This window comes from Klebsiella sp. CN_Kp088 (assembly GCF_040064335.1).
Classification (GTDB): domain Bacteria; phylum Pseudomonadota; class Gammaproteobacteria; order Enterobacterales; family Enterobacteriaceae; genus Klebsiella; species Klebsiella aerogenes.
The window spans coordinates 1-23,646 of record NZ_JBEAIQ010000017.1 but is presented as its reverse complement, the minus strand read 5'-3'; the positions used below and the strand labels follow the sequence as shown (position 1 = coordinate 23,646).

Annotated in this window: 22 protein-coding genes and 1 tRNA gene; 14 read left to right on the top strand and 9 right to left on the bottom strand. The window is 58.5% G+C overall.

All coding sequences use genetic code 11. The annotated features are described in order from the left end of the window. Window positions 1-119: 119 nt before the first annotated feature. From hydN to ABLV08_RS08710, 3 genes are read left to right on the top strand one after another with little or no spacing between them, the layout of a single operon-like run. On the top strand, window positions 120-647 hold the full coding sequence (gene hydN / locus ABLV08_RS08720) for an electron transport protein HydN (RefSeq protein ID WP_015370036.1): 528 nt from the start codon (window positions 120-122) through the stop codon (window positions 645-647). An 8-nt stretch (window positions 648-655) separates the two neighbouring features. Next, on the top strand, window positions 656-2,884 hold the full coding sequence (hypF, locus tag ABLV08_RS08715) for a carbamoyltransferase HypF (protein ID WP_348855760.1): 2,229 nt from the start codon (window positions 656-658) through the stop codon (window positions 2,882-2,884). A 1-nt stretch (window position 2,885) separates the two neighbouring features. Continuing rightward, entirely contained in the window at window positions 2,886-3,899 is a 1,014-nt protein-coding gene (locus ABLV08_RS08710; protein ID WP_032712395.1) for a HoxN/HupN/NixA family nickel/cobalt transporter, read from the top strand. A gap of 96 nt (window positions 3,900-3,995) precedes the next feature. Here ABLV08_RS08710 and norW read toward each other — a convergent pair whose 3' ends face one another. Together norW and norV are read right to left on the bottom strand one after the other, a co-directional pair. Beyond that, entirely contained in the window at window positions 3,996-5,129 is a 1,134-nt protein-coding gene (norW, locus tag ABLV08_RS08705; RefSeq protein ID WP_032712394.1) for an NADH:flavorubredoxin reductase NorW, read from the bottom strand. Then, a complete protein-coding gene (norV, locus tag ABLV08_RS08700; RefSeq protein ID WP_063421828.1) occupies window positions 5,126-6,574 on the bottom strand; it encodes an anaerobic nitric oxide reductase flavorubredoxin in 1,449 nt (482 codons plus the stop codon). The genes norW and norV overlap by 4 nt, the downstream gene beginning before the upstream one ends. Window positions 6,575-6,761: 187 nt before the next feature. Between norV and norR the strand changes: the two genes are divergently transcribed. Further along, complete coding sequence (gene norR, locus ABLV08_RS08695) at window positions 6,762-8,312, top strand: nitric oxide reductase transcriptional regulator NorR (RefSeq protein WP_015370042.1); 1,551 nt, start codon at window positions 6,762-6,764, stop codon at window positions 8,310-8,312. On the opposite strand, the gene gutQ is transcribed toward norR, so the two are convergent. The 7 genes from gutQ to ABLV08_RS08660 form a co-directional block, all read right to left on the bottom strand. Further along, complete coding sequence (gutQ, locus tag ABLV08_RS08690; protein ID WP_015370043.1) at window positions 8,275-9,240, bottom strand: arabinose-5-phosphate isomerase GutQ; 966 nt, start codon at window positions 9,238-9,240, stop codon at window positions 8,275-8,277. The genes norR and gutQ overlap by 38 nt on opposite strands. Beyond that, complete coding sequence (locus tag ABLV08_RS08685; RefSeq protein ID WP_032708956.1) at window positions 9,233-10,006, bottom strand: DNA-binding transcriptional repressor; 774 nt, start codon at window positions 10,004-10,006, stop codon at window positions 9,233-9,235. Before ABLV08_RS08685 ends, gutQ begins: the two co-directional genes overlap by 8 nt. A 67-nt stretch (window positions 10,007-10,073) precedes the next feature. After that, window positions 10,074-10,433, bottom strand: coding sequence for a transcriptional regulator GutM (gene gutM / locus ABLV08_RS08680; protein ID WP_015703248.1), 360 nt, complete (start codon window positions 10,431-10,433; stop codon window positions 10,074-10,076). A gap of 124 nt (window positions 10,434-10,557) precedes the next feature. Then, window positions 10,558-11,337, bottom strand: coding sequence for a sorbitol-6-phosphate dehydrogenase (srlD, locus tag ABLV08_RS08675; RefSeq protein ID WP_008806161.1), 780 nt, complete (start codon window positions 11,335-11,337; stop codon window positions 10,558-10,560). Between the two features lie 12 nt (window positions 11,338-11,349). Next, a complete protein-coding gene (gene srlB / locus ABLV08_RS08670; protein WP_015370046.1) occupies window positions 11,350-11,712 on the bottom strand; it encodes a PTS glucitol/sorbitol transporter subunit IIA in 363 nt (120 codons plus the stop codon). A 13-nt stretch (window positions 11,713-11,725) separates the two neighbouring features. After that, window positions 11,726-12,697, bottom strand: coding sequence for a PTS glucitol/sorbitol transporter subunit IIB (locus ABLV08_RS08665; RefSeq protein WP_032712390.1), 972 nt, complete (start codon window positions 12,695-12,697; stop codon window positions 11,726-11,728). Beyond that, a complete protein-coding gene (locus tag ABLV08_RS08660) occupies window positions 12,694-13,257 on the bottom strand; it encodes a PTS glucitol/sorbitol transporter subunit IIC (RefSeq protein ID WP_015370048.1) in 564 nt (187 codons plus the stop codon). Before ABLV08_RS08660 ends, ABLV08_RS08665 begins: the two co-directional genes overlap by 4 nt. Before the next feature lie 276 nt (window positions 13,258-13,533). On the opposite strand from ABLV08_RS08660, the gene mltB reads away from it, so the two are divergent. The 10 genes from mltB (at window position 13,534) to ABLV08_RS08610 (ending at window position 23,588) form a co-directional block, all read left to right on the top strand. Further along, window positions 13,534-14,613 (top strand): lytic murein transglycosylase B, encoded by a 1,080-nt coding sequence (gene mltB, locus ABLV08_RS08655; RefSeq protein WP_020078114.1) that lies wholly within the window; start codon window positions 13,534-13,536, stop codon window positions 14,611-14,613. Between the two features lie 305 nt (window positions 14,614-14,918). Then, window positions 14,919-15,629, top strand: coding sequence for an ATP-binding cassette domain-containing protein (locus tag ABLV08_RS08650; protein ID WP_162182307.1), 711 nt, complete (start codon window positions 14,919-14,921; stop codon window positions 15,627-15,629). Continuing rightward, the gene (locus ABLV08_RS08645; RefSeq protein WP_015370052.1) at window positions 15,626-16,489 is read left to right on the top strand and encodes a metal ABC transporter permease; all 864 of its coding nucleotides are present in this window, start codon (window positions 15,626-15,628) and stop codon (window positions 16,487-16,489) included. The genes ABLV08_RS08650 and ABLV08_RS08645 overlap by 4 nt, the downstream gene beginning before the upstream one ends. A 7-nt stretch (window positions 16,490-16,496) precedes the next feature. After that, window positions 16,497-17,375, top strand: coding sequence for a metal ABC transporter substrate-binding protein (locus ABLV08_RS08640; protein ID WP_045388878.1), 879 nt, complete (start codon window positions 16,497-16,499; stop codon window positions 17,373-17,375). Between the two features lie 138 nt (window positions 17,376-17,513). Continuing rightward, window positions 17,514-18,011 (top strand): nicotinamide-nucleotide amidase, encoded by a 498-nt coding sequence (gene pncC / locus ABLV08_RS08635; protein WP_047077197.1) that lies wholly within the window; start codon window positions 17,514-17,516, stop codon window positions 18,009-18,011. Between the two features lie 89 nt (window positions 18,012-18,100). Next, the gene (recA, locus tag ABLV08_RS08630) at window positions 18,101-19,159 is read left to right on the top strand and encodes a recombinase RecA (protein WP_015370055.1); all 1,059 of its coding nucleotides are present in this window, start codon (window positions 18,101-18,103) and stop codon (window positions 19,157-19,159) included. 70 nt (window positions 19,160-19,229) lie between these two features. Then, window positions 19,230-19,730 carry a recombination regulator RecX gene (recX, locus tag ABLV08_RS08625; RefSeq protein WP_045361343.1) on the top strand — a complete coding sequence of 167 codons (501 nt, stop codon included), beginning with the start codon at window positions 19,230-19,232 and terminating at the stop codon, window positions 19,728-19,730. Between the two features lie 251 nt (window positions 19,731-19,981). After that, a complete protein-coding gene (gene alaS / locus ABLV08_RS08620; RefSeq protein ID WP_015703239.1) occupies window positions 19,982-22,609 on the top strand; it encodes an alanine--tRNA ligase in 2,628 nt (875 codons plus the stop codon). Window positions 22,610-22,972: 363 nt separating this feature from the next. Further along, window positions 22,973-23,158: a carbon storage regulator CsrA gene (gene csrA / locus ABLV08_RS08615; protein ID WP_000906486.1), complete on the top strand. Its 186-nt coding sequence runs from the start codon at window positions 22,973-22,975 to the stop codon at window positions 23,156-23,158. A gap of 337 nt (window positions 23,159-23,495) precedes the next feature. Next, window positions 23,496-23,588, top strand: a tRNA-Ser gene (locus ABLV08_RS08610). Window positions 23,589-23,646: the final 58 nt, after the last annotated feature.

Here is a 23,646-nt window from a genome sequence, read left to right as displayed (position 1 = left end):
TCGTCAGTTGTGACGATGACAGCGGAGTTTAATTTAATTCTCTTATATTTCAATAAAATAAAAGTTGGAACGTATTATGCATAATCCGGCGCGTTAACTTCTTTCCGCTGGAGAAATGGATGAACCGTTTCATTATCGCCGATGCGAGCAAATGCATCGGCTGCCGCACCTGTGAAGTGGCCTGCGTGGTCTCTCATCAGGAAAATCAGGATTGCGCCGCGCTGACGCCGCAGTCGTTCTTGCCGCGTATTCACGTGATCAAAGGCGTCAATGTGTCGACGGCGACGGCCTGTCGTCAATGTGAAGACGCGCCGTGCGCCAACGTCTGCCCGAACGGCGCCATCAGCCGCGATAAAGGCTTTGTCCACGTGATGCAGGAGCGCTGCATCGGCTGTAAAACCTGCGTCGTGGCCTGCCCGTATGGGGCGATGGAAGTGGTGGTGCGCCCGGTCGTTCGCCACAGCGGCGCCGGGTTGAACGTCATGGCGGAAAAAGCCGAAGCCAACAAGTGCGACCTGTGCCACCAGCGCGATAGCGGTCCGGCCTGCATTGAAGCCTGCCCGACCCACGCGCTGGTTTGCGTCGACCGCAACAAGCTTGAGCAGATGAACCTCGAAAAACGTCGCCGTACGGCGCTGGCCTGGTAATACGCCGCATGAACGGGGTGCAAATCCGCATACGCGGCAAAGTGCAGGGGGTGGGTTTCCGCCCCTTTGTCTGGCAACTGGCGCGGCAAATGGCGCGCGGCGGCGATGTCTGTAACGACGGCGACGGCGTGCTGGTCAGACTGACCGGCGACGACGGTGGCTTTTCTGCCGCGTTGGCTCGTCACTGCCCGCCGCTGGCGCGCATTGACAGCACCGACTGCACCCCGTTTCACTGGCACAGGCTTCCTCAGGATTTCACCATTCGCCACAGCGACGGCGGCAGTATGCGCACGCAGATTGTTCCCGATGCCGCAACCTGCCCGGCGTGCCTGGCGGAGATGAACGATCCGCAAGAACGCCGCTACCGCTACCCCTTTATCAACTGTACCCACTGCGGGCCGCGCTTCACCATTATTCGCGCCATGCCATACGATCGCCCCTTTACCGCGATGGCGCCGTTCCCGCTGTGTCCGCGCTGCGCTGCCGAGTATCGGCAGCCTGCCGATCGCCGTTTTCACGCCCAGCCGGTGGCTTGTGCCGATTGCGGCCCACAGCTGGAGTGGCGGGCGGGAACGCTAACGCTATTCGCTGAAGCGGCGCTGCAGGCGGCCATCGCGCGGCTGGCGGCGGGCGATATTGTGGCGATAAAAGGGATTGGCGGTTTTCATCTGGCCTGCGATGCCGGCAATAGCGAGGCGGTGGCAGCGCTGCGCGCGCGTAAACGGCGCCCGGCAAAACCGCTGGCGGTAATGCTGCCGACGGCAATGGGGTTACCCGCCGCGGCGGCAACGCTGCTGCGCACGCCCGCCGCGCCGATTGTATTGCTGGCTAAAGCGCAGGTTCCCGGCCTGTGTGACGAGATTGCGCCAGGGCTTGCGGAAGTCGGGGTGATGCTGCCGTCTAATCCGCTGCAGCATTTACTTCTGCAGGCGCTGGCGCGCCCGATAGTGATGACCTCCGGCAACCTCAGCGGCCGCCCTCCGGCATTGAGTAATCACGAAGCGCTCACCGACTTAGCCGCTATCGCCGACGGTTTTCTGCTACATAATCGCGATATCGTGCAGCGTATGGACGATTCGCTGGTGCGCTCAAGCGGTGAGATGCTGCGCCGCGCCCGAGGCTACGTGCCGGATGCGCTGCCGCTGCCGCCGGGCCTGGATAATATTCCGCCGCTGCTGGCGCTGGGGGCGGATATGAAAAATACCTTCTGTCTGGCGCGCGGCGACGAGGCGGTGCTGAGCCAGCATTTTGGCGATCTCGGCGAGGAGGGCGTCGAGCAACAGTGGCGCAGTGCGCTGCGGTTAATGCAGAGCATTTATGCGTTTGCGCCGCAGCGGGTGGCGGTTGACGCCCATCCCGGCTATCGCTCAACGCGGTGGGCGGCGTCAATGTCGTTACCGGTCGAGCCGGTACTGCATCACCATGCCCACGCGGCGGCTTGCCTGGCGGAACACCGCTGGCCGCTCGACGGCGGCGATGTGATTGCCCTGACCCTTGATGGCATCGGGATGGGGGAAAACGGCGCGCTGTGGGGCGGCGAATGCCTGCGGGTGAACTACCGCGAATGCGAACATCTTGGCGGCCTCCCGGCCGTCGCGCTGCCGGGCGGCGATCTGGCGGCGCGCCAGCCGTGGCGAAATTTGTTGGCCCAGTGCCTGGCATTTATTCCCGACTGGCAGTCATACCCGCAAACCGCCGCGCTGGGGCAGCGAAACTGGCCGCTGTTGGCGCAGGCCATCGAACGCGGCATTAATTCGCCGCGCGCCTCTTCCTGCGGACGGCTGTTTGATGCCGTCGCCTGCGCGCTGGATTGCGCGCCGGAAACCCTGAGCTACGAAGGCGAGGCGGCCTGTCGGCTGGAGGCGCTGGCCGCCAGTTGTCCGGGCGTCAGCCATCCGGTCACGCTGCCCTGGCGCGGCGACGAGCTGGATTTAGCCACCTTCTGGCGACAGTGGTTGCGCTGGCAGGCGACGCCCGCGCAGAAAGCCTGGGCCTTTCATGATGCGCTGGCCTGCGGGCTGGCGGCGCTGGCGCGCGACCGCGCCGCTTCCTGCGGGATCGCGACGATCGTTTGTAGCGGCGGCGTACTGCATAATCAGCTGCTCGCCGCCCGCCTCAGCGATTACCTCTCTGATTTTACTTTGCTTTTGCCGCAGCAGCTTCCTGCTGGCGATGGCGCGATCGCCTACGGTCAGGCGGTGGTGGCCGCCGCCCGCTGGCAGTCTCAAAGGATTTAAGATGATAACGATGATTTTACGCCAACAGCCGCGTGCGGCGGCGCTGGTTCTGGGACTTATCGCCGCGAACGCCCTGGCCTGGCTATGGGCGTTTCAGGCGTTTGGCGACAGCGGGGCATTGATGGCCGCCAGTCTGCTGGCCTGGGGTTACGGCCTGCGCCATGCGGTCGACGCCGATCATATTGCGGCGATTGATAACGTCACCCGCAAAATGATGCAGCAGGGGCGGCGGCCGTTTGGCGTCGGGGCGTGGTTCTCGCTAGGGCATTCGTCGATCGTGGTGCTGGCGTCGGCGGCGATCGCCGCGACGGCCACCGCCTTCAGCCAGCAGATGAGCTGGCTACACGAAACCGGTAGCGTGATTGGCACTGCGGTATCGGCGCTGTTTCTGCTGGCAATGGCGCTGGTCAATCTGGTGATTTTGCGCAGCGTATGGCGCAGCTTCCAGGCATGGAAGCGCGGTGAAAAGGTCAGCGACGAAATCGTCAGCGGCGGCGGCATGATGAGCTGGCTGTTTGGCAAGACCTTCCGGCTGATAAGCCGCAGCTGGCAGATGTATCTGGTGGGTTTTTTGTTCGGCCTCGGCTTTGATACCGCCACCGAAATCGGCGTGCTGGGTATTTCCGCCGCCGGCGCGTCGAGCGGCATTTCGATTTGGTCGATAATGGTCTTCCCGGCGCTGTTCGCCAGCGGCATGGCGCTGGTGGATACGCTTGATAATGTGTTGATGGTCGGCGCCTACGGTTGGGCGTTCAGCAAGCCGCAGCGCAAGCTCTATTACAATATGACCATCACCGGCACCTCGGTGGTGGTGGCGCTGTTTATCGGCGGCCTGGAGGCGCTGGGGCTGTTAATGGATAAGTTCGCCCTAAGCGGCGGGGTGTGGCGCTGGGTAGGGGCGTTAAACGATAACCTCGGCGATGCCGGGTTTGTGGTGGTGGGGTTGTTCGTCGTTTGTTGGGCGCTGTCGGTGCTAAATTATCGCTGGCGCGGCTACGATAATCTGGCGCGCTAGGCTGGTTATTTTCCCGGCTTGCGCTGCGCTTAGCCGGGCTACCAGGACAATACCGTAGCCCGGCTAAGGCGTTTACGCCGCAAGCCGGGAAAACCATCACCTCACCAGTTGCTTGAGCAGCGCAAAGGCTTCCTTCATCTTATCTTCGCTCACCACAAAGGCCCGCAGCTGGTTTTCGGCATCCACGCCTTTCGCCACCAGCCCCTCTTTGGCGGCCACGATATTCCACGTCAGATCGTCGCGGCGGGTGTCACCGGCCAGATGCAGCGGCAGATCCGGCGTTTTCACTTTCACCAGCATTGGCGGCAAGGTGAGCTCGCCCGTTTGCGCCAGCAGGTTTTTACTCAGGCACATGGCGCTGAGTAAAATCGGCTGCAGGAACGGCAGTACCGTACCGTTGATTTCCGCACAGTCGCCGAGCGCATAAATCGCCGGGTCGCTGGTTTGCAGTTGATTATTGACCACCACGCCGCGGTTAATCTGCAATCCGGCATGGCGCGCCAGCGACGTTTCCGGGCGCAGGCCGGCGGCGGCCACCACCGCATCGACGGTTATCGCGCGCTGGCGATCGAGACTGACGCGAATTCCATCGGCGGTTTGCTCTAACCCCTCAAGCTGCGCCTTGAGCATCAGATGTACGCCCATCTCGGTAAGCCGATGCTGCAGGCGGCTGCTGGCCTCCGGCGGCATCAGCGCCGCCAGCACGCTGGCTGAATTGTCGACTACCGTTACCGCTTTACCAGCGCGGCAGAAATCCATCGCCAGTTCACAGCCAATCAGGCCGCCGCCGACGATCAGCACGCGCTTCGCGTCGTGCAGCTGGCTCTGCGCCGCGCCATATTCGCGCTGGCTGTTCAGCGTCAGCATCAGCTCGCGTCCCGGCACCGGCGGGATAAACGGCGTCGCGCCGGTGGCCAGCACCAGTTTGTCGTAGCGCCACTGGTTATCCTGGCTCTTCACTAACCGGTTTTCGGCGTCGATATCGCTTACCCAGGTATGGGGAAACAGACGCAGATTGTACTGCTCGGCGAACTCGCCGGCGCTTTGCAGGGTCAGATCGTCGGCCTTCTGCCCGCGGCTGATGACATGGCTGAGGTCCGGTTTGTTGTATTCATCCATGCTATCGGCGGCGATTAACGTCAGCGGGATTTGCGTATCCTGCTTACGGATATTTTTCACCAGCTGGCGGGCCGCGAAGCCCGAGCCGATGATGACGATGCCATCACTCATTTTGCCTCCGTTGCCAGTACGTCAAAGACATCTTTGCCAAGAGAACACTCAGGGCAGAGGAAATTGTCCGGCACTTCATTCCACGGCGTACCCGGCTGTACATCCTGGTTAGGTTCGCCTTTCGCCGGGTCATAGACCCACTGGCACACGCTGCACTGCATCATGGGACCGAGGTCAGCGGCCGCGGCGGCGGCGCAGACACAATCCTGTGGTTCCGGCGTTGTCGCTGCTTCAGCAACCGGCAGCGGAGAGAGGGCCCACTGGCGGGCGATGTCGCGACCGTGTTGGCGGCACAGTTCCAGCGCGTCGATATCCGGGCGCCATTTGGCTTTCAGGCTCAGCGACATCTCAAAGCCGGCATCCTGCAGGCGGGTGGACAGACGGTCTACCGCGCCGCCGCTCCAGCCGTGTGAGCCAAAGGCGCTGGCGCGTTTATTGCGAAAACGCAACCCGGTCATCTCTTCCACCAGCCCGGCGATTTTCGGCATCATCACGTTGTTCATGGTGGAGGTGCCCACCAGCACGCCTTTCGAGCGGAAAACATTGGTGAGAATGTCGTTTTTGTCGCTGCGGGCGACGTTGAAGATTTTTACCGCTACCCGCGGGTCGACTTCAGTGATCCCCTGAGCGATGGCGTCCGCCATCATGCGGGTGTTATTGGACATGGTGTCGTAGAAGAGGGTGATACGATCTTCCTGGTAATCCGCCGCCCACTCGAGGTATTTCTCGACGATTTGCGTCGGGTTATCGCGCCAGACCACGCCGTGGGAGGTGGCAATCATATCCACCGGCAGGTTGAAGCCGAGGATTTCGGTAATTTTCGGCGTCACCAGGCGGCTGAAGGGCGTCAGGATGTTGGCGTAGTAGCGCTGGCACTGTTCGTACAGTTCAATCTGGTCCACTTCATCGTTGAACAGGTGTTCGTCGCAGTAGTGCTGGCCGAAGGCGTCGTTGCTGAACAGCACCGCGTCGCCGGTCAGGTAGGTCATCATGCTGTCAGGCCAGTGCAGCATCGGCGTTTCCACGAAGATCAGCTGTTTATCATTACCGATATCGAGAGTATCGCCGGTTTTCACCACGTGGAAGTTCCACTCCGGATGATGATGGTGGCCGTTGATCGAGTCGATGGCGTTGGCGGTGCAGTAAATCGGCGTATCCGGGATCTGCATCATCAGTTCGGTCAGCGCGCCGGCATGGTCCTCTTCGGCGTGGTTAATGACGATATAGTCGAGGTCAGCCAGATCGATTTCGCTGCGCAGGTTCTGCACGAACTCGCGGCTGAATTTATGATCGACGGTATCGATCAGCACGTTTTTCTCCTCGCGAATGAGATAGCTGTTGTAGCTGCTGCCGCGCAGCGTTTTATATTCGGTACCGTGGAAATCACGCACTTCCCAATCGCGTTGGCCAACCCAAAGAATGTTATTTTTAACCGCAATAGACATAGCAACCTCAATCAATACAGTGTGTTTAAACTCAGTTGATTGGCTTATATCAAGTTGCGTGCCAAATTTTTAATTCATTGATAATTAGCTATTTTTAATTTTTTCTGATTTTAGTTGCTGTCAAAATGACAATGATTAAAATAGTCGTTATGACAATGTGTATTGTCACAATGACAATGGAGCGGCAATGAGTTTTTCCGTCGACGAGTTGGCGAGAATCGCCATTGATTTACAAAGCGATATCGGTCATGCCGACCGTTTTTCGCGCCTGATTACTACCCTGCGGCAGATCCTCGGCTGCGATGCCTCAGCGCTGCTGCGCTATGAGGCGCATCAGTTTGTGCCGCTGGCGATCGATGGCCTGGCGCAGGATGTGCTCGGTCGGCGCTTTGCCCTGGAAGGACACCCGCGGCTTGAGGCGATTGCGCGCGCCGGGGATGTGGTGCGCTTCCCGGCGGATAGCGATTTGCCTGACCCCTACGACGGGCTGATCCCCGGTCATGAGAGCCTGAAGGTTCACGCCTGCGTTGGCCTGCCGCTGTTTGCCGGACAGACGCTGATTGGCGCGCTGACCCTTGATGGTATGGATGCCGATCGTTTCGATAGTTTCAGCGATGAAGAGCTGCGGCTGATTGCCGCGCTGGTGGCTGGCGCCTTGAATAACGCGCTGCTCATCGCCCGCCTAGAGGCGCAAAATGTGTTGCCGGTGCAACCGGTGAATGACGCGCAGCCTGAGCGTCAGGAGATTATCGGCCTGTCGGCGCCCATGCTGCAGCTGAAAAAAGAGATCGATATCGTCGCCGCCTCGGATTTAAACGTGCTGATAAGCGGCGAAACCGGCACCGGTAAAGAGCTGGTGGCGAAGGCGGTGCACCAGGGATCGCCGCGAGCCGCCAATCCGCTGGTCTATCTCAACTGCGCGGCGCTGCCGGAAAGCGTGGCGGAGAGCGAGCTGTTCGGCCATGTTAAAGGGGCATTTACCGGGGCTATCAGCAACCGCAGCGGTAAATTTGAGATGGCTGATAACGGCACCCTGTTCCTTGATGAAATCGGCGAACTGTCGCTGGCGTTGCAGGCGAAGCTGCTGCGCGTGTTGCAGTATGGCGATATTCAGCGCGTCGGCGATGACCGCAGCCTGCGGGTCGATGTGCGGGTGCTGGCGGCGACGAACCGCGATCTGCGCCAGGAGGTGGTGGAAGGGCGCTTTCGTGCCGATCTGTACCATCGGCTGAGCGTCTTCCCGCTGTCGGTTCCGGCGCTACGCGAACGGGAGAACGATGTGGTGCTGCTGGCGGGCTATTTCTGTGAGCAGTGCCGCCTGCGGATGGGGCTGGCGCGGGTCATTTTGGCTGAGGCGGCGCGAAACAGGCTGCAGCAGTGGTCCTGGCCGGGCAACGTGCGCGAACTGGAGCATGCTATTCACCGGGCGGTGGTGCTGGCGCGGGCCACCCAGGCCGGTGATGAAGTGGTACTGGAGCCGCAGCATTTCCAGTTTGCGGTGACGGCGCCGATGTTGCCGACTGAGACGGCGGCAGCGGCGCCGGCGACGGAAAACGTCAATTTGCGCGAGGCGACTGACTCTTTTCAGCGAGAAGCGATTAGCCGCGCCCTGGAGGCGAACCAGCGCAACTGGGCGGCGACCGCCCGTGCGCTGGAGCTGGACGTCGCCAACCTGCATCGGCTGGCGAAACGACTGGGGCTTAAAGGATCCCTGCCTGGTAAAAGTTCTGCAGGTTGATGGCGCCGACCAGTTGGCCGTTTTCATCCACGACCGGCGCGGCGCTGATTTTGTGTTTCATCAGCCGCTCTTTGGCTTCCACCGCGCGGCTTTCCGCTTGCAGCGTTACGCCGTTGCGGGTCATCGCCCGAGTGACGCTATCGTTGAGCGTACCGCCAGCAACCAGCCAGCGGCGCAGGTCGCCGTCGGTGAAAACGCCCTGCACGCGGTTGGCTTCATCGCAGACCGCCACCAGGCCGAGCCCGGTTCGGCTTAGTTCAAGCATGGCGTCCATGACGTTGGCCTCGGCATTGACCCGCGGCACTTCTTCGTCGCGGCGCATCAGGTGATGCACTTTGTTCAGCAGACGCGCGCCGAGGGCGCCCGCCGGGTGGGAACGGGCGAAATCTTCTTCATTGAAACCGCGCGCCTGCATCACCGCCATCGCCAGCGCGTCGCCCAGCATCAGCGTGTTGACGGTGCTGGAGGTCGGCGCCAGATGCATCGGGCAGGCTTCGCGCTCCACGGCGATATCCAGCACCGCTTTCGCCGCCAGCGCCAGCGGCGAGGTGGATTTGCCGGTCATCGCCAGCAGCGGAATGGATTTCTCTTCCAGCCGCGGCACGATGAGATCCAGCTCTTTCGCGCTACCGGAGTAGGAGATAAACAGCATCACGTCGCGGCTATCGAGCATACCGAGATCGCCGTGCAGGGCTTCCGCCGGATGGACGAAAAAGGCCGGGGTGCCGGTGCTGGCGAAGGTTGCCGCCAGCTTTTTACCGATGTGGCCGGATTTACCGATACCGGAGACAATCAGTTTGCCCTCGCAGTGGATAATGGTTTCCGCCGCGCGGATGAAGTCGTCGCCCAGGCGTTCCGGCAGGCGGCTCGCCTCCTGCAGCTCAAGCATCAGGGTCTGGCGTCCGGCCTCTAACAAAAAGTTACTCATGATGTTCTCCAGTAATAATGACTTCAATACCTTTGGCTTCCAACGCCCGCTGGAATTCAGGGTCAATATCGGCATCGGTAATCAATTTATCCACGCGTTCAAGACCGCAGACAATGTTGGGACTTTTACGGCCAAACTTGGATGAGTCGGCCATCAGGATCACTTCGCGGGCGGCGTTGCACATCGCCTTACTTACGGTATAGACCTCGTTAAAGGTGGTGACGCCCGCGACCAGATCAATGCCGTCGGTGCCCATAAACAGCTTGTCGAAGCTGAATTGTTCGAAGGCGTTTTCCGCCAGTTGGCCGTGAAAGGAGGCCGATTTTTTACGGAAGGTGCCGCCCGGCATCAGGATGGTCTGCTCGTTATCCAGCTCGGAAAGCGCGTTGACGATATGCAGGCTGTTGGTCATCACCGTGATGTTATTGAAGCGGCTCAGCAATGGCACCATCTGCAGCACGGTGCTGCCGGCGTCGAGGATAATTGAATCGCCATCGTGGATGTATCGCACGGCGGCCTCGGCAATCTGCGCTTTCTTATGGGTGTTGATCAGCGTCTTGTGGTCGATAGGCGGGTCGGCCTCGTCTTTATTTAACACTACGCCGCCGTAGGTGCGGATGACGGTCCCGGCATTCTCCAGAATCACCAGATCCTTGCGGATAGTGGTGCCGGTGGTGTCGAAGTGTTGCGCCAGCTCTTCGACCGAGCATTTGCCCTGCGATTGCAGGTACTCGAGAATGGCTGCCTGGCGCTGACGTGGTTTCATAGGCGTTGTATCCTGCGTTTAAGTTTCGAAGTGATAATTTCGCAAGATATTAACTTTCACAACGAAATTATGCATGTTTCGGATTAAGCGCTAATGATAGTGCATTCTGACAGAGCGGATCATTGGGAAAGATCACATCAGGCTGCAATTCCTCGAGATGTTTACCGCTAAGCGTGGGGATTTTTTGCGGACTGGCGAAGACGGTGAGTCCCTTCATCAACAGCGTATCGCAAATACGATCGTTTTCATCGACGGCGATAGCGACAATCGCGCGCGGTTTAAAGCGCCCGGAGGAGCGGCCGACGCCGACGCGGCCCTGCTGGCAAAGGCTATCAAAGGCGCGATTGAAGCGGCGGATCTGCCAGCCGCCGAACGCCAGTTGGCAAAGCCAGGCAATAGCGGCGACGGTAATGAGTGCGGTAACCATAATGTCTCCTGAAGGTGTGATGCCGGGTACAACCCGGGTACCGTTTTTTGTCGGGTGGCGGCTAACGCCTTACCCGACCTACAGTTTTGTTGCCCGGATAAGCGCAGCGCCATCCGGGAACCTTTTAAAACATCACCTGGCCGCCGGTGACGTTAATCGACTGCCCGGTGCAGTACGATGCCTGCGGGCTGGCGTAGAACATCAACACGTTCAGCACATCCTGGTAATCGCAGCCGCGTTTCAACGGCACCTTATCGATGTAGTACTGCTCGACTTCGCTCTCATCAATGCCGAGCTTGGTGGCGTACTGCGGCAGCAGCGACTGGAACATCGGTGATTTCAACAGATTGCCGAGCATCAGCGAATGCACGGTAATGCCGTATTCCGCCAGATCCAGCGCCAGCGACTGGGTCAGCCCGACTCCGCCGAACTTCGCCGCGCTATAGCCTGAGTTATGCTTACTGCCGACTTTGCCGGATTTCGAGTTGATCTGAATGATGCGACCTTTAATGCCATCGCGGATCATCAGCCGTGAGAACTCGCGGGCGCAGAGGAAATAGCCCACCAGGTTGACCTGCAGTGAGCGGTCAAAATCGCCCAGCGCGAAGTCGCTAATAAAGGCGGCCTTAGCGATACCGGCGCTGTAGACCAGGAGATCGACGCGCGTGAAAATCTCATCCACGCCGTGAGCCAGCGCCGTGACGCTGGCTTCGCTGGTGGCGTCGGCGCCGAAGCCGTATGCCGTACCTTCGCCATATTCAGCGTTGATCTCCTGGGCGACGCGGCTGGCTTTTTCACTTTGGATATCGACCACCGCCACGCGGTAGCCCTCGGCGGCTAGACCGCGGCACAGAAACTCTCCTAAGGTTTGTCCGCCACCAATGACAACAGCAACCTGATTCATCTTTCTCTCCTTCTAAGCAACAAATTTCAGTACACAGCCGGTCGCGATGGCGTCCGGTACCGGGCCCGCGACGTGAACGGTTCCGGGAAACTCCGCCTGACGATGGCCGTCAAAGCGCAGGGTGATGTGGCCCAGCTCGCGCAGGTTTTGCTCGGCGACCTCGCCGACGGCGGTCACCGGATAATGCCGATCGCCGAGCTGTAGCTCTGCGCCCGGTACCAAAGGGCCGGCAAGCTCGCCGTGGTTGTGAATAAAGCAATACTCTTCGATATCCGCCGGTGCGCCCTCGCGGAAGGTAATAAGCATCTGTTCTTCCAGCGCCGTCGCCGCGCTGGCGCCGATACGGGTAATAGTGGTGTGGTAAATGACGGTCATCTTCAGGAACCTCTTATTGGTAAATAAATCCGGAAACGAACCACGCGATCAGCACGGTTGGCGCGCCGGTGAGGAAGCGGCTGACCAGCACCGACGGCACGCCGACGCGTACGGTATCCTGACGGGCTTCGGCCAGCGACAGGCCTACCGGGATAAAATCGCAGGCGGCCTGGGCATTAATGGCAAACAGCGCGGGTAGGGCGAGATGCGGTGGAATGTTGCCAAGGCCGATCTGGACGCCAATCAGCACGCCGATCACCTGGGCTATCACCGCACCGGGGCCGAGAAACGGCGATAACAACGGGAAGGAGCAGATCAGCGCCAGCGTCACCAGCCCCAGCGGATGGCTGGCGAGCGGCGCCAGGCCGTGGGCAATCCAGTCGCCGATGCCGGAGGCCATGATGATGCCGATCAGCGCCGAGACGAAGGCCATAAACGGCAGAATGGTTTTCAGCACCGTATCAATGGTGTCACGCCCGGCCTGGAACAGTACCGCAACCACCGATCCCATCCCCATCCCGACCTTAGCCAGCAGGCCGTCGCTCTGTTCGGTAATCTTCTTGCTGGCATCGTAATCGCGGCCCGCGGCGGGGAGTGGGTGCACTGCCGTCTCGCCGCTATCTTCCAGCAGTTTGATGTTCTCTTCTTTGACTCCGGAGACGTAAATATCTTCGACGATATACTGCGCCAGCGGCCCGGATTTACCGGTGGCGTGGATGTTGATGGTCGGAATACGGCGCTTCGGGTAGAGGCCGCAACGCAGGGTGCCGCCGCAGTCAATAATGGCGAGGCCAATTTCGCTTTCCGCCGGTTCACCTTCTTTAAATCCATCAACCGCCTGCCAGCCGGTCAGGCTGGCGAGCGTATCGACGATCGCCGGGCGGGTGCCTGCGGTGATATAGACAATCTTTTTGCCCTCAACAACGTCGAGTTCAAGCGGGCCGCCCCAACCGCCGGTCCCTTTTTCAATACGAATACGGGTCATGATGTCGCTCCTGACAGACGCACTTTCTGGTCAAGTTGAATCGCCATTTTTCTCTCGAAAATAGAGGTGGTCAGGTCGGTGACCCAGCCGCGGAAGAAGTTGGTTACCAGGCCAACCAGCAGGTAGCTCACCGCCAGCGGGCCAAGCGGCAGGCCTAGCGTGGTGAGGCCGTTGGCGATGCCGAGATAAACAAACAGCTCGCCGGGGTTGATGTGCGGAAACAGCCCGTTCATCGAATGACAGCTATAGGAGGCCGCCGCGTAGTAGCTCGGTTTGTATTTCTCCGGCATAAAGCGGCCAAGGCTTAAGGTCATGGGATTGCAGAAGACAAAGGTGCCGATGCAGGGCAGCAGCAGGTAACGGGTAAGCGGGTTGCCGGCGCAGCGCTGCGCCAGCTTTTCGATCCGCTGCTGGCCGATAAAGTTGATCAGCGCGTTCATGATCACCAGCAGGCTTATCAGCAGCGGCAGGATACCGGTCACCATACCGGTAAACACCTCGCCGCCTTTCTGAAACAGGCCGATGAACCACTCAGCGCCGTGGGTAACGATTTCAATCATTGTTCTCTCCTTCAGCGTGTTATTTTTCTTGCTAACTGGAGGCTGATTTTAATCACTTTGAAAGGTTTAAAAGTGTTAAATTGATCTCAAAATGAAAGATAAATATTTTATTTTGAAAGTTTGTGCGCGATGAGTGAAAAAATTATCGTGCGGATCGAACTCGGAGAACGTGCAAAAAAAGGACTATTTTGTCTGCAAATGTATTGCCGCTTCCTTGTTGGCGGGCGCATGCTTTACCATAATTACCCTTTGCCGATTTTGTTAAATGGAATTCCCATGTTGAAGCGTCGCTATCTGGCTTTACTCCCTTTATGTGCACTTCTCGCTGCCTGCAGCAGCAAACCTAAGACCCCCGCGGAAGCGGAGATGGCGAGCGGAACCGGCGGCTTTTTGCTGGAACCGCAGCATAACGTGATGCAGATGGGCGGCGATTTCGCCAATAACCCAGCGGCGGCGCAGTTCATCGATAAGATGGTGGCGAAGCACGGCTTCGATAGACAGCAGCTCCAGGAGATCCTGTCGCAGGCTAAGCGCCTGGACTACGTGCTGCGACTGATGGATCGCCAGGCGCCGAGCGGGCTGCCGCCGACCGGGCCAAACGGCGCCTGGTTACGCTATAAGAAACAGTTTATTACGCCGGATAACGTGCAGAACGGCGTGGTGTTCTGGAACCAGTATCAGGACGCGCTGAACCGCGCGTATCAGGTCTACGGCGTACCGCCGGAAATCATCGTCGGCATTATCGGCGTGGAAACCCGTTGGGGCCGGGTGATGGGCAAAACCCGCATCCTCGATGCGCTGGCGACGCTGTCGTTTAACTATCCGCGCCGCGCTGAATATTTCTCCTCTGAGCTGGAAACCTTCCTGCTGATGGCGCGCAGCGAAAGCGATGACCCGCTGGATCTGAAAGGCTCCTTTGCCGGCGCGATGGGCTACGGCCAGTTTATGCCGTCGTCGTATAAGCAATACGCGGTGGACTTCAACGGCGACGGTCATATCAACCTGTGGGATCCGGTTGATGCCATCGGTAGCGTGGCGAACTACTTTAAACAGCACGGTTGGGTGAGCGGCGATACCGTCGCGGTGCAGGCGCTGGGCCAGGCGCCGGGTCTGGATAACGGCTTTAAAACCAAATACAGCGTTTCACAGCTGTCGGCGGCGGGATTAACCCCAACGCAGCCGCTTGGCAACCATCAGCAGGCCAGTCTGCTGCGGCTGGATATCGGCACCGGGTACCAGTACTGGTATGGTCTGCCGAACTTCTACACTATCACCCGATATAACCACAGCACCCACTACGCGATGGCTGTCTGGCAGCTGGGGCTGGCGGTTTCGCAGGCCCGCGGCGGGTATTGATCCTTTCATCCAGCCGACATATTTCGAGTTCCCCGGATGGCGGCGCGTAGCGCCTTATCCGGGCTACGGTCTGGTATCCGGTTGGTAGCCCCGGGACGCCGCGCTTATCCATCCGTTTTTTCCCTTCTGCATGCCTTTTGTTGACCTTTGTTACATTTCCTCTTGCTGACGCAGATTTACATTCTTTTCTGAATCCCATATCGTTATGTTATAACATTTTATTGGGGCGGGAATATGTTCACATCGGTTTTTATGGCATCCGGCGCGGCGCGCGTGGCAATCGCCTGCGGACTGCTGGCGGCGCTATGGCTGGCCACATGGTGGGCGGTGGCGCTGCCATGATTGAGTTGGATCATCTGGTTGCCGGGTATGAAGGCATGGCAATCACTCCGGCGATGAGCGGCGTGATTGCGGCGGGAAGCCTGACGGCGATTGTCGGGCTTAATGGCTGCGGTAAATCGACGCTGCTGAAAACGCTGGCTGGATTTATTCCGCCGGTTAGCGGACGGCTTAACTGGCGCAAAGGGCGGCCCGTGGTCGGCTGGCTGGCGCAGCGCCATGCCCTGGAATCACAGTTTCCGCTGCTGGTGCGCGATGTCGTCAGCCAGGGGGCCTGGCCGCGGGTCTCGCTGCTGCGCGGTCTGGGCGACGACGAGCGTCAGCGCATCGCCGCGGCGCTCGAGCGGGTGGGGCTCAGCGCGCTGGCCAATACGCCGATTGAAGAGCTCTCGGGCGGCCAGTTCCAGCGCATGCTCTTTGCCAGGGTGATGGTGCAACAGGCGCCGCTGGTGATGTTGGACGAGCCGTTTACCGGCGTCGATGAGGCCACCAGCCGCGAACTGATGGCGCTTATTGTCGATATGCACCGCCAGGGGCAAACGATACTGGCGGTGCTGCACGATAACCAGTGCGTGGCCGATTTCTTTCCCGAGACGCTGCTGCTTGAACCTTTGCACGCGCGCTGGGGCGAGACGTCAAGCGTGCTTCCCGCCTTCAACACCGCGAGGCAGGCATGATCTGGCATACCTTTTTTCAACCTTTTATTGAATTTGGCTTTATGCGCCGGGCGCTGGTGGTGTGCTTCGCGCTGTCGCTGAGCACCACCATGTTAGGCGTGCTATTGCTGCTGCGACGGATGAGCCTGATGGGCGATGCGCTGTCGCACGCCATTCTGCCGGGAGTGGCGGCGGGTTATCTCCTTAACGGCATGTCGCTGCTGGCGATGAGCGTTGGCGGATTTATCGCCGGGATCGCGGTGGCGCTGGTGGCGGGGTGGGTCAGTCGGCGAACGCCGCTCAAAGAGGACGCCAGTTTTGCCGGGTTTTACCTCGGCTCGCTGGCGCTTGGCGTCACGCTGGTCTCGCTGCGCGGCTCCAGCGTCGATCTGCTGCACCTGCTGTTTGGTTCGATTCTGGCGGTGGATAGCGACGCGGCGTTCTTTGTCACCGGCGTGGCGAGCCTGACGCTGCTGTGCATTGCGCTGTTTTATCGCGGGCTGGTCAGCGAGGCGTTCGATAGCGCCTGGCTACAGGTCAACGCGCGGCGGCTACCGGCGCTGCTGCACGGCCTGTTTCTCGCGCTATTGGTACTGAATCTGGTGGCGGGGTTCCAGGTGCTCGGCACGCTAATGGCGGTAGGGCTGATGATGTTGCCCGCGGTAGCGGCGCGCTGCTGGGCACGAACGCTGCCGGGCATTTTGTTGCTGGCGGCGGCGATCGGCGCGTTTTGCGCCTGGATGGGATTGAGCCTTTCGTGGGCAGTGAATTTACCCGCCGGGCCCGCCATCGTGCTGACCGCCAGCGTACTGTTTTTTATTTCAGTGTTTTTTGGCACGCGCAGCCGGCTGGTCGTTGGCTGGCGCAAATTAATGGGGTAAGGAAATGATGAAACGAAGTGCAGTGGTGATGGCGTTAGCCGTGGGGCTGATGGCGCAGGGGGCGATAGCAAAAACGCTGAACGTGGTAAGCAGCTTTTCGGTGCTGGGCGATATGGTGCAGCAGGTCGGCGGCGAGCATGTTCATGTCGATACGCTGGTAGGGCCGGATGGCGATCCGCACACCTTTGAACCTTCACCGAAGGATAGCGCGCTGCTCAGCAAAGCCGACGTGGTGGTGGTCAACGGGCTTGGTCTGGAAGGGTGGCTGGATCGGCTGGTGAAAGCGTCCGGTTTTAAGGGCGAATTAGTGGTGGCGTCAAAAGGGGTTAAGACGCATACCCTTGATGAAGACGGTAAAACGGTGACCGATCCGCACGCCTGGAATAGCGCCGCTAATGGCGCGTTGTACGCGCAGAATATCCTTGATGGCCTGGTGAAAGCCGACCCGCAGGATAAAACGGCGCTCCAGAGCAGCGGTAAGCGTTATATCGAGCAGCTGACGGCAATTGACGGCTGGGCGAAGGCGCAGTTTAGCGCCATCCCGCAGGCGAAGCGTAAAGTGCTGACCAGCCATGATGCTTTCGGCTATTTTGGCCGCGCTTACAACGTGACGTTCCTCGCGCCGCAGGGACTCTCATCCGAGAGCGAAGCCAGCGCGGCGCAGGTGGCGGCGTTGATTAAGCAAATCAAAGCCGATGGCGTGCATACCTGGTTTATGGAGAACCAGCTGGACCCGCGTCTGGTGCAGCAAATCGCTGGCGCGACGGGGGCGCAACCGGGCGGCGAACTCTATCCGGAAGCGCTGTCTAAGCCGGGCGGCGTGGCCGATAGCTACGTTAAAATGCTGCGCCATAACGTCGAGCTCATCGTCAATAGTATGAAGTAACGGGTTGTCTGGTCGTCCTGGTTGCAGCGGGACGGCCCATTTTTGGATCCCCCCTCGTAAAATCACCAGCTCGTCCCCATATCTCTGCCGAAAGTGCTATCTTTGATGGCCTCTTTATCTGGCTTAAGCGGGGCGAAAATGACCGATTCAGAATTAATGCAGCTAAGCGAACAGATTGGGCTGGCGCTGAAAGCGCAGGGCGCGACGGTGACCACCGCGGAGTCCTGCACCGGCGGCTGGATAGCCAAAGCGCTGACCGATATTGCCGGTAGCTCAGCGTGGTTTGAGCGCGGTTTCGTGACCTATAGCAACGAAGCCAAATCGCAGATGATTGGCGTGAGCGAAGTGACGTTACTGGATAACGGCGCGGTGAGCGAACCGGTGGTTGTCGAGATGGCAATTGGCGCGCTACGCGCGGCGCGCGCCACCTATGCGGTATCGGTCAGCGGTATCGCCGGCCCGGACGGCGGCAGCGCGGAGAAGCCCGTCGGCACCGTGTGGTTCGGCGTCGCCTGTGCGAACGGGCAGGGCGTGACCCGCCGCGAATGCTTTGCCGGAGACCGCGAAGCGGTGCGTCGTCAGGCGACGGCCTATGCGTTAAATCTGCTCTGGCAACAATTTCTACAAAATACTTGATACTGTATGACCATACAGTATAATTGCCTCAACTGAACAAATATTAACGGCGAAGCGAACGCGCTTCACCTCGCATGACAGGAGTAACAATGGCGATCGACGAAAACAAACAGAAAGCGTTGGCGGCAGCACTGGGCCAGATCGAAAAGCAATTCGGTAAAGGCTCCATCATGCGCCTGGGTGAAGACCGTTCCATGGACGTGGAAACCATCTCCACCGGTTCGCTTTCTCTGGATATCGCGCTCGGCGCAGGCGGTCTGCCAATGGGCCGTATCGTTGAGATCTACGGGCCGGAATCATCGGGTAAAACTACCCTGACGCTGCAGGTTATCGCCGCAGCGCAGCGTGAAGGCAAAACCTGTGCGTTCATCGATGCCGAACACGCGCTGGATCCGGTATATGCCCGCAAGCTGGGCGTTGATATCGACAACCTGCTGTGCTCCCAGCCGGATACCGGCGAGCAGGCGCTGGAAATCTGTGACGCGCTGGCGCGTTCCGGCGCGGTAGACGTTATCGTCGTCGACTCCGTGGCGGCGCTGACGCCGAAGGCGGAAATCGAAGGCGAAATCGGCGACTCTCACATGGGCCTCGCGGCGCGTATGATGAGCCAGGCGATGCGTAAACTGGCTGGTAACCTGAAGCAGTCCAACACACTGCTGATCTTCATCAATCAGATCCGTATGAAAATCGGCGTGATGTTCGGTAACCCGGAAACCACCACCGGTGGTAACGCGCTGAAGTTCTACGCTTCCGTGCGTCTGGACATTCGCCGCATCGGCGCGGTGAAAGAGGGCGACAACGTTGTCGGCAGCGAAACCCGAGTGAAAGTGGTGAAAAACAAAATCGCCGCGCCGTTCAAACAGGCTGAATTCCAGATCCTCTACGGTGAAGGCATCAACTTCTTCGGCGAGCTGGTTGACCTCGGCGTGAAAGAGAAGCTGATTGAAAAAGCGGGCGCCTGGTATAGCTACAACGGCGACAAAATCGGTCAGGGTAAAGCGAACGCAATCTCCTGGCTGAAAGATAACCCGGCGGCGGCGAAAGAAATTGAGAAGAAAGTTCGCGAACTGCTGCTCAACAACCAGGACTCCACGCCGGACTTCGCGGTTGACGGCAACGACGCAGAAGAAACCGAACAAGATTTCTGATATCGTCTAAAAGAGTGACAAAGGGCTGCTGATGCGGCCCTTTTGCTTTTCTTAGATTATCGAGGTGCCTGTGACTGAGACTTCACCACGCCGCTCCGGCTATGCGCGTCTGTTGGATCGCGCAATTCGTATTCTGGCGATGCGCGATCATAGCGAACAGGAGCTTCGGCGTAAGCTGGCGGCGCCGGTAATGAGTAAAAACGGCCCTGAAAAGCTGGACATCACGCCGGAAGAGCTCGAACAGGTGGTCGGCTGGTGCCTGGAAAACCGCTATCTTGATGACCAGCGTTTTGTTCGCCAGTTTATTGCCAGCCGGAGCCGCAAGGGCTACGGGCCGGCACGTATCCGGCAGGAGTTGAATCAAAAGGGCATTGGCCGCAGCGACATCGAAAGCGCGATGCGCGAGTGTGAAATCGACTGGGCGGCGCTGGCGAAAGAGCAGGCGCAGCGTAAATACGGCGAACCGTTACCTACCGCCTTTACTGAAAAAGTTAAAATCCAGCGATTTTTGCTGTACCGCGGCTATCTGATAGAAGATATCCAGGAAATCTGGCGAAATTTTGCAGATTGACCCATCGGGGATTTTACTTCCCTCTAAAGAAAACTTATCTTATTCCCACTTTATTCCGTCGGGCCGCTGCTTGTGATTGCATAATCAGCGTCCAGGGCGATTATTCCTTATACACAAAATCATTCAAGCTGCATCACGGCGGCAAGAGAGAACAGCTTCTGGGGCGTACGTGAGTTCACTACCGGGAGAGGACGTTCCGCCAGGTCAGAGGCGACTTGAAGGATGAAGTGTAGCTTGATTTCAGGATAATTATGAGCAAGAGCACCGCTGAGATCCGTCAGGCGTTTCTCGACTTTTTCCATAGTAAGGGACATCAGGTAGTTGCCAGCAGCTCCCTGGTGCCGCACAACGATCCGACCCTGCTGTTTACCAACGCCGGGATGAACCAGTTCAAGGATGTCTTCCTTGGTCTCGACAAACGTAATTATTCGCGCGCGACCACCGCGCAGCGTTGCGTGCGTGCGGGCGGTAAACACAACGATCTGGAAAACGTCGGTTACACCGCGCGTCACCACACCTTCTTCGAAATGCTGGGCAACTTCAGCTTCGGCGATTACTTCAAGCAGGATGCCATCAAATACGCATGGGAACTGCTGACCGGTGAGAACTGGTTCGCCCTGCCGAAAGAAAAATTGTGGGTTACCGTTTACGAGACCGATGACGAAGCTTTCGACATCTGGGCCAATGAAGTGGGCGTTCCGCGCGAGCGTATTATCCGCATCGGCGACAACAAAGGCGCGCCGTTTGCTTCTGATAACTTCTGGCAGATGGGCGATACCGGTCCGTGCGGCCCATGCACCGAAATCTTCTTTGACCATGGCGACCACATCTGGGGCGGCCCTCCGGGAAGCCCGGAAGAAGATGGCGACCGTTACATTGAGATCTGGAACATCGTCTTCATGCAGTTCAACCGTCAGGCTGACGGTACCATGGAGCCGCTGCCGAAACCTTCCGTTGATACCGGTATGGGGCTGGAGCGTATTGCCGCTGTTCTGCAGCACGTTAACTCCAACTATGACATCGACCTGTTCCGCAACCTGATTGCGAGCGTGGCGAAAGTCACCGGCGCGACCGATCTGACTAATAAGTCGCTGCGCGTTATTGCCGATCACATTCGTTCCTGCGCATTCCTGATTGCTGATGGCGTGATCCCGTCGAATGAAAACCGCGGCTACGTGCTGCGTCGAATCATTCGCCGCGCGATTCGCCACGGCAACATGCTGGGCGCGAAGGACACCTTCTTCTGGAAACTGGTTGCTCCGCTTATCGACGTGATGGGCGCTGCCGGTGAAGAGCTGAAACAGCAGCAGGCTCTGGTTGAGCAGGTGCTGAAAACCGAAGAAGAGCAGTTTGCGCGCACACTGGAGCGTGGACTGGCGCTGCTGGATGAGGAACTGTCGAAGCTTAAAGGCGACACGCTGGACGGCGAAACCGCCTTCCGTCTGTATGACACCTATGGCTTCCCGGTTGACCTGACTGCGGATGTCTGCCGCGAGCGCAACATCAAGGTTGACGAAGCAGGCTTTGAAGCCGCGATGGAAGAGCAGCGCCGCCGCGCACGTGAGTCCAGCGGTTTCGGCGCTGACTATAACGCGATGATTCGCGTTGACGGCGCATCGGAATTTAAAGGCTACGATCATCTGGAGCTGAACGGCAAAGTTACTGCGCTGTTCATCGACGGCAAAGCGGTTGATAGCGTCAGCGCGGGTCAGGATGCGGTTGTAGTCCTTGACCAGACGCCGTTCTATGCGGAATCCGGCGGTCAGGTAGGCGATAAAGGCGAACTGAAAGGCGCTGGCTTCTCCTTCGCGGTCAGCGATACGCAGAAGTACGGCCAGGCTATTGGTCATATCGGTAAAGTCGCCAGCGGTTCCCTGAAAGTGGGTGACGCGGTGCAGGCCGATGTCGATCAGGCTCGCCGTCAGCGTATCCGTCTCAACCACTCCGCGACGCACCTGATGCACGCGGCGCTGCGCCAGGTCCTCGGTACCCACGTGGCACAGAAAGGCTCACTGGTTAACGATAAAGCGCTGCGTTTTGACTTCTCGCATTTTGAAGCGATGAAGCCGGAAGAGATTCGTGCGGTAGAAGATCTGGTCAACGCGCAGATCCGTCGTAACCTGGCTATCGAAACCAATATTATGGATATCGATGCCGCGCGTGAATCCGGCGCAATGGCGCTGTTCGGCGAGAAATACGACGATCGCGTTCGCGTACTGCGGATGGGCGATTTCTCCACCGAGCTGTGCGGCGGTACTCACGCAGCGCGTACCGGTGATATCGGCCTGTTCCGTATTACCTCTGAATCCGGTACCGCCGCAGGCGTGCGCCGTATTGAAGCGGTGACCGGCGAAGGGGCGATTGCCAGCCTGCATGCGCAGAGCGATCAGCTCAGCGATATCGCGCAGCTGCTGAAGGGCGATAGCCACAGCATCGGCGATAAAGTTCGCGCGGCGCTTGAGCGTACCCGTCAGTTGGAAAAAGAGCTGCAGCAGCTGAAAGAGCAGGCTGCAGCGCAGGAGAGCGCTAATCTCTCCAGTAAAGCCGAAGAAATTAACGGCGTTAAGCTGCTGGTCAGCGAGCTGGCCGGCGTTGAGCCGAAAATGCTGCGTACCATGGTTGATGATCTGAAAAACCAGCTCGGTTCGACGGTCGTTGTATTAGCTACGGTAGCGGATGGTAAGGTTTCTCTGATTGCAGGTGTGTCTAAGGATGTGACAGACCGCGTGAAAGCAGGGGAGCTGGTTGGTATGGTCGCCCAGCAGGTGGGCGGTAAAGGGGGCGGTCGTCCGGATATGGCGCAAGCCGGCGGTACCGATGCGTCTGCTCTCCCTGCTGCGTTAGCCAGTGTGAAAGGCTGGGTCAGCGCAAAACTGTAATAACTATAAACGCATTTACCCTAAATAATTCGAGTTGCAGGAAGGCGGCGACGCAGCGAATCCCCAGGAGCTTACTCAAGTAAGTGACTGGGGTGAGCGAGGAAAGCCAACACACATGCAACTTGAAGTATGACGGGTATAGGTGCCGTAACCAGAGGATTACGGCACCTTGCGTCATAAGTACTGATAACGATAAAGTCGGGTTGAAGTTGTGTAGATCGGCTAAACTTAGGTTTAACAGAATGTGATGCCGTGACTGCTTACACCGCGAGGTGTTTGTCATCGCTTACTTTTTGGCGTTATATGATGGATAATGCCGGGATGCGAGAGACCCGACTCTTTTAATCTTTCAAGGAGCAAAGAATGCTGATTCTGACTCGTCGAGTTGGTGAGACCCTCATGATTGGAGATGAGGTCACTGTGACAGTTTTAGGGGTTAAGGGTAACCAGGTACGTATTGGTGTCAACGCCCCTAAAGAAGTCTCTGTACATCGTGAAGAAATCTACCAGCGTATCCAGGCTGAAAAATCCCAGCAGTCCAGTTACTAAGCTTTCCGCGCCTCGCTTTATTGTGAGGCGCATCCCTCCGGCGGTCGTTTTTCTCTTTTCTTCTCCTGTTTCTTCTCTCGCGACATCCTCTCTTTTGTTTTTATTCGCCGTACGTCATTTTTCGTTGTCGCTTTTGAATGGCCGTAAAGGGCTATTTCCTGTTGATAAAATACTCTTTTTGCCGTTTTTGCAGGCTAATTGCGCGTGAAGTGTGCAAACGGAAAAAGCTCTCGAAAAATTGTTTGACTTATAAGTCTCAGAAAGTAATATGTGCGCCATCGCAGCGACGAAGAGCAGAAACAAGTTCTTCGAAGCACTCGCAAGAGGCGTGTTGTGTGGTGAGGTGGCCGAGAGGCTGAAGGCGCTCCCCTGCTAAGGGAGTATGCGGTCAAAAGCTGCATCCGGGGTTCGAATCCCCGCCTCACCGCCATTTTGCATCCGTAGCTCAGCTGGATAGAGTACTCGGCTACGAACCGAGCGGTCGGAGG